The organism is Paenibacillus agri, from assembly GCF_013359945.1.
Classification (GTDB): domain Bacteria; phylum Bacillota; class Bacilli; order Paenibacillales; family Paenibacillaceae; genus Paenibacillus_AQ; species Paenibacillus_AQ agri.
In genome coordinates this window covers 99,720-116,973 of record NZ_JABWCS010000216.1, presented here as the reverse complement: position 1 = coordinate 116,973, position 17,254 = coordinate 99,720, and the positions used below count along the sequence as shown (strand labels likewise).

At 47.4% G+C, this 17,254-nt stretch carries 14 protein-coding genes and 1 pseudogene; 11 read left to right on the top strand and 4 right to left on the bottom strand.

The window, feature by feature from the left end; translation table 11 throughout:
* Positions 1-601: 601 nt before the first annotated feature.
* The 4 genes from HPT30_RS20890 to HPT30_RS20875 all read left to right on the top strand — a co-directional run bounded on the left by HPT30_RS20890 (position 602) and on the right by HPT30_RS20875 (position 5,200).
* The gene (locus HPT30_RS20890; protein WP_175373258.1) at positions 602-2,104 is read left to right on the top strand and encodes a serine/threonine-protein kinase; all 1,503 of its coding nucleotides are present in this window, start codon (positions 602-604) and stop codon (positions 2,102-2,104) included.
* A 339-nt stretch (positions 2,105-2,443) separates the two neighbouring features.
* Positions 2,444-3,997, top strand: a complete 1,554-nt coding sequence (locus tag HPT30_RS20885) for an ABC-F family ATP-binding cassette domain-containing protein (RefSeq protein WP_175373257.1) — start codon at positions 2,444-2,446, stop codon at positions 3,995-3,997.
* A 20-nt stretch (positions 3,998-4,017) separates the two neighbouring features.
* Entirely contained in the window at positions 4,018-4,326 is a 309-nt protein-coding gene (locus HPT30_RS20880; RefSeq protein WP_175373256.1) for a Dabb family protein, read from the top strand.
* 124 nt (positions 4,327-4,450) lie between these two features.
* Complete coding sequence (locus HPT30_RS20875; RefSeq protein WP_175373255.1) at positions 4,451-5,200, top strand: response regulator; 750 nt, start codon at positions 4,451-4,453, stop codon at positions 5,198-5,200.
* A 43-nt stretch (positions 5,201-5,243) separates the two neighbouring features.
* Here HPT30_RS20875 and HPT30_RS20870 read toward each other — a convergent pair whose 3' ends face one another.
* Together HPT30_RS20870 and HPT30_RS20865 are read right to left on the bottom strand one after the other, a co-directional pair.
* Entirely contained in the window at positions 5,244-5,744 is a 501-nt protein-coding gene (locus HPT30_RS20870) for a C40 family peptidase (protein WP_175373254.1), read from the bottom strand.
* 283 nt (positions 5,745-6,027) lie between these two features.
* The gene (locus tag HPT30_RS20865; RefSeq protein ID WP_175373253.1) at positions 6,028-6,669 is read right to left on the bottom strand and encodes a thiamine diphosphokinase; all 642 of its coding nucleotides are present in this window, start codon (positions 6,667-6,669) and stop codon (positions 6,028-6,030) included.
* A gap of 178 nt (positions 6,670-6,847) precedes the next feature.
* On the opposite strand from HPT30_RS20865, the gene HPT30_RS20860 reads away from it, so the two are divergent.
* Positions 6,848-7,312 carry a low molecular weight protein-tyrosine-phosphatase gene (locus HPT30_RS20860; protein ID WP_175373357.1) on the top strand — a complete coding sequence of 155 codons (465 nt, stop codon included), beginning with the start codon at positions 6,848-6,850 and terminating at the stop codon, positions 7,310-7,312.
* Positions 7,313-7,460: 148 nt separating this feature from the next.
* Here the strand turns inward: HPT30_RS20860 and HPT30_RS20855 are convergent, their stop codons facing one another.
* Positions 7,461-8,186 carry an alpha/beta hydrolase gene (locus tag HPT30_RS20855; RefSeq protein ID WP_175373252.1) on the bottom strand — a complete coding sequence of 242 codons (726 nt, stop codon included), beginning with the start codon at positions 8,184-8,186 and terminating at the stop codon, positions 7,461-7,463.
* 268 nt (positions 8,187-8,454) lie between these two features.
* On the opposite strand from HPT30_RS20855, the gene pdhA reads away from it, so the two are divergent.
* From pdhA to HPT30_RS20830, 5 genes are all read left to right on the top strand, one after another.
* Positions 8,455-9,522 (top strand): pyruvate dehydrogenase (acetyl-transferring) E1 component subunit alpha, encoded by a 1,068-nt coding sequence (gene pdhA / locus HPT30_RS20850; protein WP_175373251.1) that lies wholly within the window; start codon positions 8,455-8,457, stop codon positions 9,520-9,522.
* 14 nt (positions 9,523-9,536) lie between these two features.
* Positions 9,537-10,514: an alpha-ketoacid dehydrogenase subunit beta gene (locus tag HPT30_RS20845; RefSeq protein WP_175373250.1), complete on the top strand. Its 978-nt coding sequence runs from the start codon at positions 9,537-9,539 to the stop codon at positions 10,512-10,514.
* A gap of 48 nt (positions 10,515-10,562) precedes the next feature.
* Positions 10,563-11,885: a dihydrolipoamide acetyltransferase family protein gene (locus tag HPT30_RS20840; protein WP_175373249.1), complete on the top strand. Its 1,323-nt coding sequence runs from the start codon at positions 10,563-10,565 to the stop codon at positions 11,883-11,885.
* A gap of 4 nt (positions 11,886-11,889) precedes the next feature.
* Positions 11,890-13,302, top strand: coding sequence for a dihydrolipoyl dehydrogenase (gene lpdA / locus HPT30_RS20835; protein ID WP_175373248.1), 1,413 nt, complete (start codon positions 11,890-11,892; stop codon positions 13,300-13,302).
* Positions 13,303-13,496: 194 nt separating this feature from the next.
* Positions 13,497-15,086 carry an alkaline phosphatase family protein gene (locus HPT30_RS20830; RefSeq protein ID WP_175373247.1) on the top strand — a complete coding sequence of 530 codons (1,590 nt, stop codon included), beginning with the start codon at positions 13,497-13,499 and terminating at the stop codon, positions 15,084-15,086.
* Here HPT30_RS20830 and HPT30_RS20825 read toward each other — a convergent pair.
* Positions 15,067-15,837: an alpha/beta fold hydrolase gene (locus HPT30_RS20825; protein WP_175373246.1), complete on the bottom strand. Its 771-nt coding sequence runs from the start codon at positions 15,835-15,837 to the stop codon at positions 15,067-15,069. The two genes, HPT30_RS20830 and HPT30_RS20825, sit on opposite strands and share 20 nt — an antisense overlap.
* 302 nt (positions 15,838-16,139) lie before the next feature.
* Between HPT30_RS20825 and HPT30_RS20820 the strand changes: the two are divergent.
* Positions 16,140-17,080, top strand: a pseudogene (locus HPT30_RS20820) (S66 family peptidase).
* The last annotated feature ends 174 nt before the right edge of the window (positions 17,081-17,254 follow it).

Below are 17,254 nucleotides of genomic sequence, written 5' to 3'. Positions count from 1 at the left end.
CGGTAATACGTCAGCGGCGGTGCTTTCTTTTTTATATATTTTTATTCTGGCTCAATATCATCATCTGAGATTAGCAAAAGAATAAGAACAAACGACTTCGTGAGAACATCGGTTTGGCAGATTGGAGCTTATTTTTTGTAGATTGAAGCTTATTTATAGAAGCGAACGGACTGTATAGCCGTTATTTGCGGGATGAAGCTGTTCTGGAGCATGTAGCGGACTCAGATGACGTTATTTCCTACTGAACAGCAAAATTTACACAGATTTTCTGCTCATAGCGTCTCTGGAGTCCGTTAGCTTCTTGAATCAGCTTGCTGAATAGGTATAGCGTCTCTGAGGTCCGTTAGCTTCTTGAATCAGCTTGCTGAATAGGCCATAGCGTCTCTGAGGTTCGTTAGCTTCTTGAATTAGTTTGCTGATTAAGTATAGCGTCTCTAAGGTCCGTTAGCTTCTTGAATCAGCTTGCTGAATAAGGCATAAGTTCTCTGGAGTCCGCTCTCTCAGTAAATAATCCTTGAGTGGGCAAGCCTTGGTTTCGAGGCAGATCTTTTATTCAATCACTGAATTTACAATGAGCAATCATAAAGGGGGAGATGTGTATATGCTGTATCCATCGAAGCTAGCAGTAGGACGATTAATTGAAGAACGCTATCGGGTCGCCGAGCTAATCGGGTCCGGGGGGATGAGTCATGTGTACCTGGCCGAAGACCTGCGGCTGCCAGGCAAGTGGTGGGCGGTGAAGGAAAGTGTAAGCCCAGGCATAACGGAATATGCTTCAGGTGATATTGTAGCCGAGGCGGAACTACTGATTTCGTTGAATCATCCCAGACTGCCGAGAGTAACTGATTTCTACCCTCCTGACCAAGACGGGTATTCTTATCTGGTGATGGATTATATCGATGGGGTAACATTGAGCCGTTATCTGGAGCTTCACCCGGGACCACTGCCCTGGGATCGAGTGATCCAGTATGCCGTGCAGCTGCTTGAAGTGCTGAAGTACCTGCATAATCTGTCTACACCGATTATCTATCGGGATCTGAAACCGTCCAATATCATGCTTACAGGGCAGCATGAATTGGTGCTGATCGATTTTGGCATTGCCCGAAACTATGGACGCTCAGGGGATGGCGATACGAGCAAGCTGGGGACTGTGGGCTTTGCTGCGCCGGAGCAATATGCCGGGCAGAGCCAGCCGGTCTCTGACCTCTATGGCCTTGGGGCTCTGCTGCTCCATTTGGTCACCGGGGGCAAATACTGCAGCTGGGGGTCAGGCATGGAGTCCAGGCTGCAGGGCGTCGTCCCTCCCCAATTCATTCCGGTTCTGCGCCGCCTGCTCCGGCAGCGCCCTGAAGAGAGGTACCCTAGCGCTGCTGCGGTTCTGGAAGCGTTGGCTTCACTAGATCTCAGCGGCCGATCTCGAGTGGAGGAAACACCGTCACACCTAACCTCACGCGTGACGGAAGCAGTAGTGGTGTCACTAGCTGGTACAGCAAGCGGGCTTGGGACGACGCATACCTCTTTAGTTGTAGCTGCTCGTCTGTCCAGATACGGTCTCACGGCTTGGGTTGACGGCTCTCCGGATGGCGGTGTGTTCCATAATCTTTATGCGATGGTTCAGGGGCAGGACCTCGTTCCAACCGGTATGTACGATGTTGCTTCCTTTGCGTGGAACAATGTTCATTACTGGACTTGTCCGGATAAAGGGAGCGGCAGGCTCCCAGAGGGCGATTATTCTTTCATTGTACTGGACCTCGGTACCGCTAGCGAAGAGGGAGCCCTTGAAGAGTTCGATCAGAGCGATGTGCGGCTGCTGATTGCTTCAGGGGCAGACTGGCGTCTTGGGGAGGTGCTGCACTGGCTGCGCCGGCGTCGGCTTGAGCCGCAGCAGGGCTGGAAGGTGGGTCTGCCGCTGGCTGGAGACAACGCTGCTGTACTGTTGCAGAAAGCGCTAGGTACAGCCGAGGTGTATGCATTGCCTCTGCAGCATGATCCCTTCCACTCGAAGGGAAAGCTCGGTGACGTGCTGGAAGTGATGCTGAAGGAGGCCATAGCTATGCGGAAGCGTCAGCGGCGCAGCGCTCTTTTTCGCGGGAAAAGGCAATGATTAAAAGCGAGAAGGAACGGAGGGGAAGGTTTGGAACTGTAGGAGCGATAATGTTCGCCTGAAAGCTTTCTGCAGGAAAGCTCGCATCGGAAGCGTAAGCGTAATCTGTTCCCGGATTTTATCCGCGAATAGCGGAATAATCAAAGAAAACTGGATAAGACAGCGACCGGAAGTCCGAACATTCGCTGTAGTGACGACCGAGCTTTAAGTGAAAACCTTAAAGTTTGTCTTATTTAATTTTCTGTGTCAGAGTGACGCATACTTATGCTAAAATGAATCGTTGTATGTTACGCAATCTCGTCTCATTTTAAAATATAGATAGGAGCTTGCAGAGAAGTTATGAGTTTACTGACAGTAGAAGAGGTTGCCCACAATTTCGGTGAACGCCAGTTGTTCAAGGATGTATCGTTCCGGCTGTTGGCCGGCGAGCATGTCGGATTGGTTGGAGCGAATGGTGTAGGCAAATCGACATTGATGAATATTTTGACAGGAAAACTGCTGAAAGACAGCGGGAAAGTAGAATGGACGCCGCGTGTGCGCTATGGTTATCTGGATCAACATACGAAGCTGACGCCCGGCAAAACCATACGTGATGTGCTGAAAGATGCCTTCCTCCCGCTGCTGCAACTGGAGCAGGATATGATGGCCATTACCGACAAGATGGGTGAAGCCACGCCTGAAGAGCTTGAAGTGCTGCTGGAGCAGATGGGAGAGATTCAAGAGGAGCTGGAGATTGGCGACTTTTATCTGATCGATGTGAAGGTAGAAGAAATGGGGAATGGTCTCGGCTTATCTGCGATCGGTCTGGATCGTGATGTAGCTTCCCTGAGCGGGGGGCAGCGGACCAAGGTGCTTTTGGCCAAGCTACTGCTTGAGAAGCCTAGTGTACTGCTGCTTGATGAGCCTACCAACTATCTTGATGTGGAACATATCGACTGGCTGACGAACTACTTGAAGCAATATCCGTACGCATTTATTCTGATCTCCCATGATACGGAATTCATGAACAAGGTCGTGAATGTTGTCTATCATCTGGAGTTTACGAAGCTGACCCGATATACCGGGAACTATGAGCGTTTCCTTGAGATGGCAGAACTGAACAAGAACCAGCATATTGAAGCTTATGCGAAGCAACAGGAGTTTATCAAAAAGCAAGAGGATTTCATTCAGCGCAATAAAGCGCGGGCTTCAACTTCTGGCCGGGCCAAGAGCCGCGAGAAGCAATTGGATCGGATGGAAAGAATCGACCGGCCAGATGAAGCGGCTAAACCGACCTTCGTCTTCAAGGAATCACGGGCTAGCGGTAAAACAGTCTTCGAAGGCATTGATTTTGAGATCGGCTATGATCGCCCGCTTCTGCCGAAGCTGAATATGACCATTGAACGCGGGGAGAAGATTGCCATTGTCGGCTGCAACGGTGTCGGTAAATCGACACTGCTGAAGACGATTCTAGGCGTAATCCCGGCATACAGCGGAAAAACGTATCTTGGTGATTACCTTACACCAGCCTACTTCCAGCAAGAGGTTAAGGCTGCCAATATTACGCCGATTGATGATGTATGGAACGAGTTCTCCAGTCTTAATCAGCACGAGGTGCGTGCGCATTTGGCCCGCTGTGGCCTGAAAAATGAGCATATCACCCGTCCGCTCAGTATGTTAAGTGGTGGGGAACAAGCTAAGGTGCGTTTGTGTAAGCTGCTGATGCGTGAGAGCAATTGGGTGCTGTTCGATGAGCCGACCAATCACCTTGATGTGATCGCCAAAGCAGAATTGAAACGTGCATTGCGGGAATACAAAGGGACTGTTCTGCTCGTGTCCCACGAACCTGAATTCTATGAAGACTGGGTAACGAAGACTTGGGATGTCGAGCAGTGGTCGTCACAGTCTGTATAAATAATGAGGAGGCAAATAACATGAACAACGGAATTCTGCGGCATATGGTTTACTTCAGCTTGAAATATCCGGTGGATGCACCGGAGACAGCAGCATTTCTCAAGGATGGGGAGAGAATCTTAACCTCCATTATAGGGGTAAAAGAATTCGAGGTCCTGCGTCAAGTCAGTCCGAAATGCGATTTCCATTTTGGCTTCAGCATGGAGTTTGACGGCCAGGAAGCTTTTGATACTTACATGAATCACCCCATCCATCAGGAATTTGTAAAGCAACGGTGGGAGACGGAAGTAGCGAAATTTCAAGAAATCGATGTTGTAAAAGAAAACTGACAGCAAAATAAAGAGGGAGCATTTCATCGATGATGGAATGCTCTTTTTGTATATGGGGCACGCTAGGGTTATCTGTGCCGGGTTGCCCGGCAGTGATGAAGTCGTGATGCGGAGGACGGCAGCGGTGAACGAGAGAATCATATGGATCCAAGAAGAACGGAAGGATAGCGGAGAAGGGACTAACAGCGGGACTTATACTCAGGAAAAAATAGACCATGACGCCGTTCTTCAGGCCTTGCTGGAAGCCGGCCTGGAAATAACAATAAGCGAAGATCTTCGCGATCTTCGCTTATTGTTAACCGGAGGCGATCCCATACTACTCCTGGCTGAGCTGGAGCGGGCTGATGAATGGGAGGGCTGGCGGCTCGTTACCGAGCTACGGGACCAAGGGATGGATCTACCCGTACTCGTCATGTCAGGAGCAGGCTCTGGAGAAGATGCGGTAGCAGCTTTCAAGGCAGGGGCAAATGATTATCTGTCCCGACCCATTCATACAGGGGAACTGACCTGTCGTATCTTAAATTTACTAATTCTCAGCGGACGCCGCCGCAAGAATCATCTTTTGAAAATTGATGGGTTGATTCTGGACCCTAGCAGCCGGCATGTGAACCGGGATGGCAACCAGCTGAAGTTAACAGGCAAAGAATTTGACTTGCTCTATTACTTGGCAGTTCATGCAGGACAAATATGCCCCAGAACCGAAATCTTGCAGCAGGTCTGGGGCTATAACTTTGAGGCGGACACCAATGTCGTAGATGTGTATATCCGGCATATCCGCCTGAAGGTGGACAAGGGCTATCGGAACAAACTCATTCACACGATAAGGGGAACCGGCTATGTAATGAGGGCGTCTCACGGAGACGCCACATGCTGAATCCAATCCTCTATCATAGTCAAAACTCTAATCTTTAGAGCTGTTACAGTACGCGGCGGGCTTTCAGGTACGTTCTTTTCCAGTTGCCGGAGTTCAGATCCGAGACCGTAACACCTGGCGAGCCGTAGGTATGCAGAATTTTACCATTGCCGGCATACACTGCTACGTGAGTAACATTCTTGCCGTTTGCTCTGCTGCCGCTGGAGAAGAATACGAGGTCTCCGACACGCAGATTGGCTTTCGAGACGGCTTTGCCTACTTTGGATTGGGCTACAGAAGTACGGGGCAGATTAACACCGTATTTACCAAAAATATATTTGGTGAACGACGAGCAGTCAAAGGTACGAGTGCTTGAAGTAGATGCTCCGAATTCATAACGAACGCCCATATATTTTTTACCGAGATTTACAATACTTTGTCCTTTAGACGCTGTAGCTGCTGCGGCGTGTGGAGTGCCGATTTCAGTTGCTGCCAGTGTGGACAGGCCAATAGTAGTGCACATCCCGATGACGATTGCTTTTTTGAACCATTGTTGTTTATTCATGTTGTGATTCCCTCCAAGGTTTGTTTCGTATGTTTCGTTTCTTTCGCTGATTCGTAGTATAGCAGGTAATCTAGTGCCTATATATTGGAAGAGGTGGGGCAAATAGAGACGGGGCAAGGGATGTAAGCGTTTTATTAAAAAACGATTAAAAGTTACAAAAAATTAATATTTACAGCGGATGATAGAATGAAAAAAGCCGAAAACCCTTTAGCAGCAAGGGATTTCCGGCCTGAACATATTGATTTTAAAAGTAACAACCATGTCTCTAAATCTCGTATGTAATTCAATCCTTGCTCTGAATAATCAGCAGCAGGCCGCTCTCAATCGATACGGTTCCGGACGCCCCTAGCAGTCTGTTGCTGACACCAAGTGACTGACCAAGCTTCAGTGTGGCGTTGCTCAGCGGATATTGAAAGCCTTCCAGCGTAATTCCGGTCACTTCAGGCGTTAGAGGCAGCAGGGATACATAGGTGAAGCCGCGATCCTCAACGAGGGCTTGTGATCCTGTAAGGGTAAGGTAATTATGACTGTCCATGATGGAACAGCTCACCTGACGCTGCATCGCCAGTGTCATCATTTGAATGCTGGCCAGCATATGATCAATCCGCGATCCCGTCACACCCAGCATAAGGATCGATGAGGGCGATCTGTTCAGCGCCAGGTCCAGGGCCAGCTCGCTGTCGGTCAGATCTTTGTCTATTGCATCACAGGTAATGATCTCCCGGCTTCTGTTCCTAATGTCTTGCAGGGCTTCCGGGGATACAGAATCGAAATCTCCGACCGCAAGATCCGGCGTAATGCCATGGTTAATGAGGAATAAGGCACCCCGATCGGCACCGATAATAAAATCCTCTTCATCTAATACATTCAAATGTTCCGGAGACAGCTCCCCACCGGCCCAAATAACGACTCTTCCGGATGGCATCACTAATCCTCCCCTTCCTTACAATTCTAAAGATTCTGATCCAGAACCAAGTATCAAGTATAATGCAGTTTGAAAGGTTGTACAATTGCCCCGGACAACGCTAAAATAAGAATAGCGTGTCCAGCGAGATGCTGGAAGCTGTTGGATTGTATAGAAAAGAGATTTGGAGGTGAGTGAAATCGTAAACGTACTGTTTGTTTGTCTCGGCAATATTTGCCGTTCGCCGATGGCTGAAGCTGTGCTGCGCCACAAGATCCATGAACGCGGCTTGTCTAGTTCGATTACTGTGGATTCTGCAGGAACAGGGGACTGGCATATCGGCAACCCTCCGCATGAAGGGACGCGGTGTATTCTGGATCAGCATGGGATCAGTTATGAGGGGATGAAAGCTCGCCGGGTGTCCAGCGATGATTTTGAGAATTATCAATATATCATTTGTATGGACAATTCTAACGGAACCAATGTGCGGAAGCTCCAGGGCGGAGAAGAGGCCGAGCTGTTGTTCTTTATGGACTTGCTCCCGGAGGAAGAGCTGCGCGAAGTGCCGGACCCTTACTTTACCGGAAACTTTGAACAGGTCTATGAGCTGATGGATGCTGGTTGCGACGTGCTGTTAGACACCATCGTTAGGGAGAAGCTCTAGTTCATGCTTTAAGATTCGGAACAACCGTCCTTGAGAAGGGCGGGGGACCGTTTCTGCCCCTACCGCCCTGAAAGCGTAATCACGCAGGGAATCTACATATTGTTCTCATGATGTTCATTTTTGCATGTCTCAAGGCTGTTTCAGGTGTTTAAAAGAAATAGAGTAGCGATTCGGGCAGTTCTTTCTGCCAAAATCCCCAGAGATGAACGCCGTCTTTCTCCCGGTATGATACTGTGGCTCCGCGCTCTTCAAGCAGCGCTTTCGTCTTGCGGTTCATATCAACAAAATCATAAACGCCTGTATCCGTCTTATATTCCGTCTCCTGTAGTCCAACTACCATATTAATAGTAAGCCAGGAGAGATCCTCTTCATCTTCGATCATTTCACGCGTCTCGGGATAAAAGGCGCCGGAAAGGCTGAGGATACGGTTAAATATGGATGGATATGCTAAGGCCAGATGGAGGGACACACTGCCTCCCAGAGAGTCGCCAGCCAGAATCCGTTCAGCAGGCGTACGCCGTACCGGATAATTGTGTTCGATGAAGGGAATAATTTCTTCGGCGAAGCAAGACAGGTATTGCTCAAACCGGTTGCCGAATGGGGCGTATTCCTGAGTTCTAACTTTCACGTCAACTTCAACGCCTACAATAATGAAAGGTTCGACATCTTCTTCCAGGATCAGCTGGCCTGCCAGCGTAGCGATTCGTCCGAAGTTGAAGAACTCCTCACCATCCTGGCAGTAGACTACGGGATAACTGAGAACTTCATTGTAGCCGGGCGGGAGGTAGATCCGCAGCTTGCGTTCCTCCTGCAGCGATTCGCTCCACAGGTTTTTTTTAACAATTGTACGTTTCAGAAAAACAGAATCACTCATAGCTGTTCTTGTCACCTTTCTTGTCGAATTTTGCATTCACGACGGCAATACGATAATATTACCAAGGGGTAAATGTGGCATACATCATTTACTTGTCAAAATGAATGGCATCTGTTATACAATTAAATTAAACCTGTTATACATACAAAATTTATGGAAACATAAATTTTATGCGTATTTCTTTGACGAAATAGATAAAACAGGTGTATAATAATTCTATAACAGAGGCAACTGATATTCAAATTTTTTTGTTGAGGTGAAGATGATAATGAGTAAAGTTCCTTATGAAGTGTACACAGAGGACGTCGAGGCTCTTTCGGTACTTTCCCCGGATGGAGAAGTTATCAATAAAGATAAACTGCCTGCTCTTACTGATGATCAATTGAAAGAAATTATGTACCGTATGGTATTTACCCGTACTTGGGATGACCGTGCGGTTAACCTGGGCCGTCAAGGTCGCCTCGGTTTCTATGCACCGGTATCCGGTCAAGAAGCTACAATGATCGGTAGTGAGTTCGCGCTGCAGAAGGAAGATTTCATCTGCCCGGGCTACCGTGATATTCCACAGCTTGTATGGCATGGCCTCCCGCTGTACCAAGCATTCCTGTATTCCCGCGGACACCAACATGGTGGACAAATTCCTGACGGTGTAAACGTACTGATGCCGCAAATCATCATCGGTGCACAAATTCTGCATGCTACAGGGATTGCAATGGGCTTCAAATTGAAGAACCAGAAGAATGTAGCGATTACTTATACAGGTGACGGCGGTTCCTCCGAAGGCGACTTCTATGAAGGCCTTAACTTTGCTGGACGCTTTAAACTGCCTGTAATTTTCTTTGTTCAAAACAACGGTTACGCCATCACCACACCATTCTCGAAGCAAACGGCTTCTAAGTCTATCGCTCACAAAGCGGTTGCAGCCGGTATTCCGGGAATCAAGGTTGACGGTATGGATATCTTCGCGGTTATCAGCGCAGTTCAAGAAGCTGCTGAGCGTGCTCGTAACGGAGAAGGCGCTACCCTGATCGAAGCTGTAACTTACCGTTTCCGTCCACACTCCCTTTCTGACGATGCGAGCAAATACCGCTCTAAGGAAGAAGAAGGACAATGGAGCGAGAAGGACCCAATTGCCCGTCTTGCTAAGTATCTGGAGAAAAAAGGCCTTTGGACCGAAGAAGATACAGCACGCGTGAAAGAAGAAGCAAAAGCTACTGTTAATGAGCAAATCAAAAAAGCAGAACAAACCGAAAAAATGACCGTTTCCGGCTTGATTGACAGCATGTTCGAGGCAACTCCGAAACATCTGGAAGAGCAAAAAGCCGATTTTGAATAAGGGGGATAACAGGCATGGCACAAATGAACTTGAAAGAAGCGATCCGCGACGCAATCCGCGTTGAACTGAATCGTGACCCTAACGTCCTTGTTTTTGGGGAAGATGTTGGTAATGTAGGCGGTGTATTCCGCACAACTGAAGGTCTGCAAAAAGAGTTTGGCGAAGATCGTGTATTTGATACTCCGCTGGCCGAGTCCGCTATCGGTGGTCTGGCTGTAGGTCTTGGTATTCAAGGCTTCCGTCCAATCGCAGAAATTCAATTTATCGGCTTTATTTATGAAGCTCTGGATCAAATCGTAATTCAAGCTGCACGTATGCGCTACCGTTCCGGCGGCAAATACAACTCACCAATCGTATTCCGTACGCCATTTGGCGGCGGTGTTAAAGCGGCTGAGCTGCACACTGACTCCCTGGAAGGTTTGATTGCCCAAAGCCCGGGTATTAAAGTAGTAGTTCCTTCCAACCCTTACGATGCTAAAGGTCTGATGATCGCTTCGATCCGCGACAACGACCCGGTATTCTTCATGGAGCACCTTAACTTGTACCATGCTTTCCGCGCTGAAGTGCCTGAAGGTGAGTACACCGTTGAGCTTGGTAAAGCCAATGTAGTTCGCGAAGGTTCTGATGTTACCATTATCGCTTACGGCCTGATGGTTCACACAGCTACTAAAGCGGCTGATCAACTCGAGAAGGAAGGCATTCACGCTGAAGTTATTGACCTGCGTACCGTTAGCCCGATCGACATTGACACCATCATGGAATCTGTGAAGAAAACAAACCGTGCAATTGTGGTACAAGAAGCTCAAAAGAGCTCCGGCGTAGCCGCTGAAGTTATTGCACAAATCAACGAAAAAGGTATCCTGCACTTGGAAGCTCCAGTGCTTCGTGTAGCTGGACCGGACACCATTTATCCGTTCGCGCAAATCGAAGATACTTGGTTGCCTAACCCTGCCCGCGTAATTGCAGGCGTTAAGAAAGTTCTGGAATTTTAATATAAACACTCATCACGACATTCTATTACCATAAGGAGGTACTTGAACGTGGCTAAATATAATTACCCGTTCCCTGAGCTGGGCGAAGGATTGCATGAAGGCGAAATCATCAAAGTGCTTATCAAAGTCGGCGACAAAGTAACCGATGAAGATATCATTATGGAAGTACAAAACGACAAGGCGGTTGTTGAAGTTCCTTGTCCGGTTAACGGTACCGTTCTCGAAGTATTGGCTAAAGACGGCGACGTGTTCCACGTAGGCCAAACTGTAGCTGTAATCGATGCTGAAGGCGATATCCCGGATGATGGAAATGCAGAAGCGCACTCCCAAGAAGCTGACGCAGCAAAAGGTAGCGCTGATACAACTTCTTCTCCTGCAGCAAGCAGCCCTGCTGATGCTAAAGAAGGCGGAGCAGCTCCTGCAGCTGTACCAGCTCCAGACCGTGATGTTCTGGCTACACCAAGCGTACGCAAGTTTGCTCGTGAACAAGGCGTTGACATCTCTAAAGTCAATGGCACTGGTAAAGGCGGAAAAATCACTCGTGAGGATGTTGAAGCCTTCCAAAACGGTGGTTCTGTAGCAGCACCGGCAGCAGCAGCTTCTGCTGAAGCGCCTAAGACTGAAGAGAAAGCTGCTCCGGCAGCAGCAGCTTCTGCAGGCAACGTGAGCCTGGAAGAAGAGCGCGTACCATTCAAAGGTATCCGCAAAGCCATCTCGAACGCTATGGTTAAATCGGCTTACACTGCACCACACGTTACGATCATGGACGAAGTAGACGTAACTGAACTGGTAGCATTCCGTGCCCGCATGAAACCTGTAGCTGAGAAAAAAGGCGTGAAGGTAACTTACCTTCCGTTCATCGTGAAGGCACTCGTTGCAGCTTCCCGTCAATTCCCTGCGCTTAACGCTTCTATTGACGAAGAGTCCAACGAAATTGTCTACAAGAAATACTACAACGTGGGTATCGCAACTGATACTGATAACGGCTTGATCGTTCCAGTTATCAAAGATGCTGACCGTAAGAGCATCTGGATGATTGCTAGCGCCATTAGTGACCTTGCACTGCGTGGTCGTGAAGGCAAGCTGACTCCGAACGAAATGAAAGGCAGCACCATCTCGATCTCCAACATCGGTTCCGCAGGCGGTATGTTCTTTACTCCAATCATCAACTTCCCTGAAGTTGCGATCCTGGGTACAGGCCGTATCACTGAGAAACCAGTTGTTAAGAACGGTGAAATCGTAGCTGCTCCTGTAATGGCATTGTCCCTGAGCTTTGACCACCGTATTATCGATGGCGCAACAGCACAGAATTTCATGAACTACATTAAAACATTGCTTGCTAATCCTGATATGCTAGTTATGGAGGTGTAATAATATGGTAGTGGGAGACGCTTCACTCGATATTGATACATTGGTCATTGGTGCAGGTCCCGGCGGATATGTAGCAGCTATTCGTGCTGCTCAGCTTGGTCAAAAAGTGCTTATCGTAGATAAATCGGAACTCGGCGGCGTATGTTTGAACCGTGGTTGTATTCCGTCCAAAGCACTGATCGCTGCAGCTCACTCATACGAGTCTGCACAACATGCTGACGTTTATGGTGTAACTGCTGATAACGTTAAAGTGGATTTCTCTAAAACTCAAGAGTTCAAGAACAAAGTCGTTAAGCAAATGACTAGCGGCGTGACTAGTCTCTTGAAGGGCAACAAAATCGAAATCTTCAACGGTGAATGCATGTTCATCAGCGAAACAGAAGCACGGGTATTCAACGATCACGAATCTCCGCGTTACCGTTTCAAGAACTGCATCATTGCTACAGGTTCCCGTCCAATTGAACTCAAACCATTCCCGTTCGGCGGACGTATCTTGTCCTCCACTGAAGCGCTTGAGCTTCCGGAAATTCCGAAGAGCCTGATCGTTATCGGCGGCGGCTACATCGGTGCTGAGCTGGGTCAAATGTACTCTAAATTCGGTACTAAAGTAACCATCATCGAAGGTCTGGATACTGTTCTTCCTGGCTTCGACAAAGACATGACTCGTCTGGTAGCCAAGAACATGGCGAAGACTGGCATCGAGATCGTTACTAATGCTAAAGCTGAGAGTGCTGTACAAAACGACAAGGAAGTTACTGTGAAGTACTCCGTGAACGGTGAGTCCAAAGAAGTTACTGCGGACTACTTGCTTGTTACCGTTGGCCGTCGTCCAAACACGGATGGTGAGCTTGGTCTGGACCTTATCGGCGTTGAGCTTGACGAGCGCGGTCTGATCAAAGTTGACCACCAAGGACGCACTAACATTCCACACATCTTCGCTATCGGGGACATTGTTCCTGGTCTGGCTCTGGCTCACAAAGCTTCTTACGAAGGTAAAGTTGCTGCAGAAGCGATCGCAGGACACACTTCCGTGGTTGACTACAAAGTCATTCCGGCTGTTGTCTTCACAGATCCTGAGTGCTCCAGCGTTGGCTTGACTGAGAAAGAAGCTAAGGATAAAGGCTACAAAGTGAAGAGCGGCAAGTTCCCGTTCGCGGGTAATGGACGTGCAGTCTCCCTGAACGGTGCAGAAGGCTTCATCAAGATTGTAGCTAACAGCGAGAACAACCTTGTACTCGGCGCGCAAATCGTCGGTATCGAAGCTTCTAACCTGATTGCTGAGCTGGGTCTGGCTATTGAAATGGGCGCTACGCTTGAAGATATCGCTCTGACTATCCACGCTCACCCAACCCTTGGCGAAATCGTCATGGAAGCAGCTGAACTGGTAGAAGGTCACCCGATTCACGTTTTGAAATAGTATATAATACAGGCTTGCATGTCAGGCCGTTCAAAGAGAGTGGAGTCGCAGATTGCGGCTGCACTCTCTTTTTTTGTTTACCAAAATAGACGGAATGGCACACTGTGTGAGCGGTTGTTTTCATAATGGCAAAAAAAACCTGGAATAAACCCAAGATTTTCAAGACACAATGTACATAAAGTGGGTGAACTGTGATGAGGAAAAAATGGATATGGATTTTGCCTTTGATCTTTATATTGATCATAGCTACCGGGTGCCAGAACTCAAAACCTAAAGAACAAGATTTGCTGCGGATAAAGTCCGCTGATGGTGGGAAGACAAAGAAAGTCATTTTTCTGATGGTTGACTCTTTAATGTACCAAGCGATTGATCAGGGAATTCGCAAACAGGAGCTTCCCGCATTAAAATTCCTGATCGAACACGGACAATACTACAAAGACCTGGTCAGTTCTTTTCCGACCATGTCCGTCACGATCGACAGCTCGCTCCTCACCGGAGCGTACACTGATATTCACCGTGTGCCGGGTCTGACTTGGTATTCTGCGGACACCAAGAAATTGATCAGTTACGGAAGTGGACCGATGGAAGTGCTCCTACACGGAGTTAATCCGGTTTTGACCGATGCACTGATTCATTTGAATGGGAGCCATTTAAACAGGAAGATACCTACGATTTATGAGGACTTAGCCCGGAAAGGGCTAAAGTCTGGTTCGATAAACGGCCTGATTTACAGGGGGGCATCGGCTCATAAGTTGTCGTTACCTTTTTTGATTCATGGGCCTACTTCTTTACCGAAAGAAATTCATGTGAAAGGGCCGGATTTTTTGTCGCTGGGTTCATTATCTAATCCGTTTCAAGGAGTTAAAAAGTTGCCGGATGGTCTAACGAAGCGGATGGGCATCAATAATGATTTCGCTATTGAGGCCGTAAAATATTTGATTCAAACTGATAAATTGCCGGATTTTTTGTTTGTCTATTTACCAGAATTAGACCAGGAATTACATAAGAAAGGTCCAACGGGACTTCGTGGGGTCAAAATGTTCGATCAGCAGCTTCAATCTTTACTGCTGGCATTCGAGTCCCCGGAAAAAGCTTTGCATGATGCTGTTATTATCATTGCAGGGGACAGCGGAATGACGCCAATACTGCCGGCTGAACAAAATCCGGTAATTGACCTCTCTGCTTTGTTCAGCGATGCTAAAGTTTTGCGTCCGGGAGAAGCTGTCACGAAGGAGACAGAGATCATTCTTGCAATCAATGAAACGATGGCCTATGTATATTCGTTGAAAGCGGATCGTTCTCTGAGAGATGTGGCAGACTTATTAAAAAACGATGCACGCATTGATTTTGTTGCCTGGAAGGAAAAGGAATGGATTCACGCCATTCAGGGATCAACAGGGAAACAGCTCAAGTATAAAGCAGGCGGTAACCTGACCGATTCTTACAAACAATCATGGACGGTTGAACAGGATGAAGCGGTATTGGATTTAACGGTGAAAGCGTCCGCTCATTCATTGGCTTACGATCAGTATCCCGATGCTCTTAAACGCTTGTCAGGGGCGCTCCATTCACACCCAGGCGAATTTTTGATTGTCACGGCAAAGCCGGGATATGAATTGGCGGCGGGCAACAGCTCACCAACCCATAAGGGCGGAGGCGGTCACGGTTCCATTCGCAAAATGGAATCGCTTGTTCCTTTGATTATCAGTGGAACGGATCAAAAACCAGAATTTTTACGAATGGTCGATTTAAAAGCTTATTTGCTTAACCTTTTGTCAAAATAAACAACTCGATCAGTTCGTTCAATTCATCCGCTGCTTTGGTTGGAATTTGGTGTTTGGAATTTTTGATAAAAACCAGTTCACTCTTAGGTAGTCGTTCTTTCAGCAGCTTCGCGTAAGGATGAAACAGTGTATCCTTCTCACCGTAAACCAACAAGACAGGTTGTTGTATCTTTCCCAATTGTGCCGTACAGTTATAATCCAGGCTGTATTGATAATATTGTTCAGCATTTTTAGCGTTTGCTTTTCTAGCATCGTTAAACAATGACCGTATCAAAGACAGCTTGAGTTTCCCTTGAGACCAAGCAGTAGAGAATGCAATTACACCAACTGCGCCGATTTGAGAGAAGAAGCGCCCGCGCGATATTTTGTTCCTTAACTTCTTGTCACTAACTTCCGACATCCCACCAATTACAATGCCGCCAAGTGCTCGTTCAGGGCAGGTCAACAGAAAATCGAGCACCACCGAGCCGCCGGTAGAGTATCCGCAAATAAATGCTTTTTCTATCTTCAACCGATTCATTAACTCTCTGATATCCTGGGTAATTAACGGATAAGTAATCTCTTTCCTGGAAGCTTCACTCTGTCCGTGACCCCGGATATCAAAAGCGAGCGTTCGGAAATTCGCCGACAATTTCATCTGATATTGAAAGTTCAAGCTTGTCAATACCGGAGGATGGATGAATATGATCGCTGTTCCTTTTCCGCAATCCTTAAAGTGCATGTTATATCCGTTTATAAGGGTGTGGGGCATTTGAATTCACCTTCTCCAATTTCATCATTTTTGCTTCGATAATAAAAAAGCCGGTATAAGTTTACACCGGTTGTTTGTGTTGAACCTCAGTTAGGAGCGCATCCATTGCATCGCTTTTCATCACTCTTTGATGAGTGTAATCTTAATGTGATGAACAAATTTTATTTTGCGTACGAGCTGTACTCTTCATTCATGCAAATAATGTATCTTATCTTTTTTCCAAAATTTAGATGAGATGATATACTGGGGAAACGTACAAAAAGAGGAGATAGACTACTATTAATGACAAGGATGGGATTAACATAAGAGCGGAAAAGCTAAAAGCAGGGGACGAAATCCGCATTATTTCACCTTCGAGAAGCTTGTCTCTAATCGCACCAGCGCAAAGAGAGGGGGCCAAAAAGTAGCTTGAGCGGCTGGGTTTCACTGTTTCATTCTCCAAGCATGCACTTGAAGCTGATGAATTCGTATCCTCATCGATTGAATCTCCGGTTGCCGACCTTCATGAGGCCTTCCTGGACCACAAAGTTAAAGCCATTCTAACAACCATCGGCGGGTTTAACGCCAATCAACTACTGCGTTACCTGGATTATTCTTTGATTCAAGCCCATCCGAAGCGCCTGTGCGGCTACTCTGATATTACTGCGCTTAGTAATGCCATCTATACTAAAACCGGGCTGATTACCTATTCAGGCCCACACTCCACTATAGAGTATTTCAATAAAATGATGTTGCTGGATCAGGAAGTGGTTGTGGAGCATGCGGAGTTTTGGAGCGACGATGAATGGTACTTGGATCAGGAGAAGCGCGATTTTATATAAAATGAAGAGCCATATGTCATCAATGAAGGTCAAGCGGAGGGTACAATTATCGGTGGCAATCTCTGTACCTTGAATCTCCTGCAAGGAACTGAGTATATGACGAGTCTCGAAAACGCTATCCTCTTCCTGGAGGATGATTATGAGTCACAGCCAGTGACCTTTGATCGGGACTTGCAATCCCTTATTCATCAACCGGACTTTGAGCAGGTAAAAGGTATCGCTATCGGCAGATTTCAAATGGGTTCAGGTATGACAAGAGAGCTGCTGACCAAAATAATCAAGAGTAAACAGGAGCTGGGCACCTCCCCGTTATAGCAGATGTAGACTTCGGACATACTTCTCCCATGATTACTTTTCCGGTAGGCGGCCTTGCAAGCTTACATGCTGGCGTACAAAAGATTGAACTACAGATCACTGAATAAGGTGATTCAAATTTATCTATATGTGATTCATTTAATCTATCCTAGGTCGCTCCTGAAGCCTCGTCAGAACCCTCCTCACGGACGTTAAAAGGTGCACGTGGGCCTAAACCGAATGTTGGGCAAAAAGAAGCTCACAGGCACTCCTGAACGGGTCAGTAATCAACATGATCGATA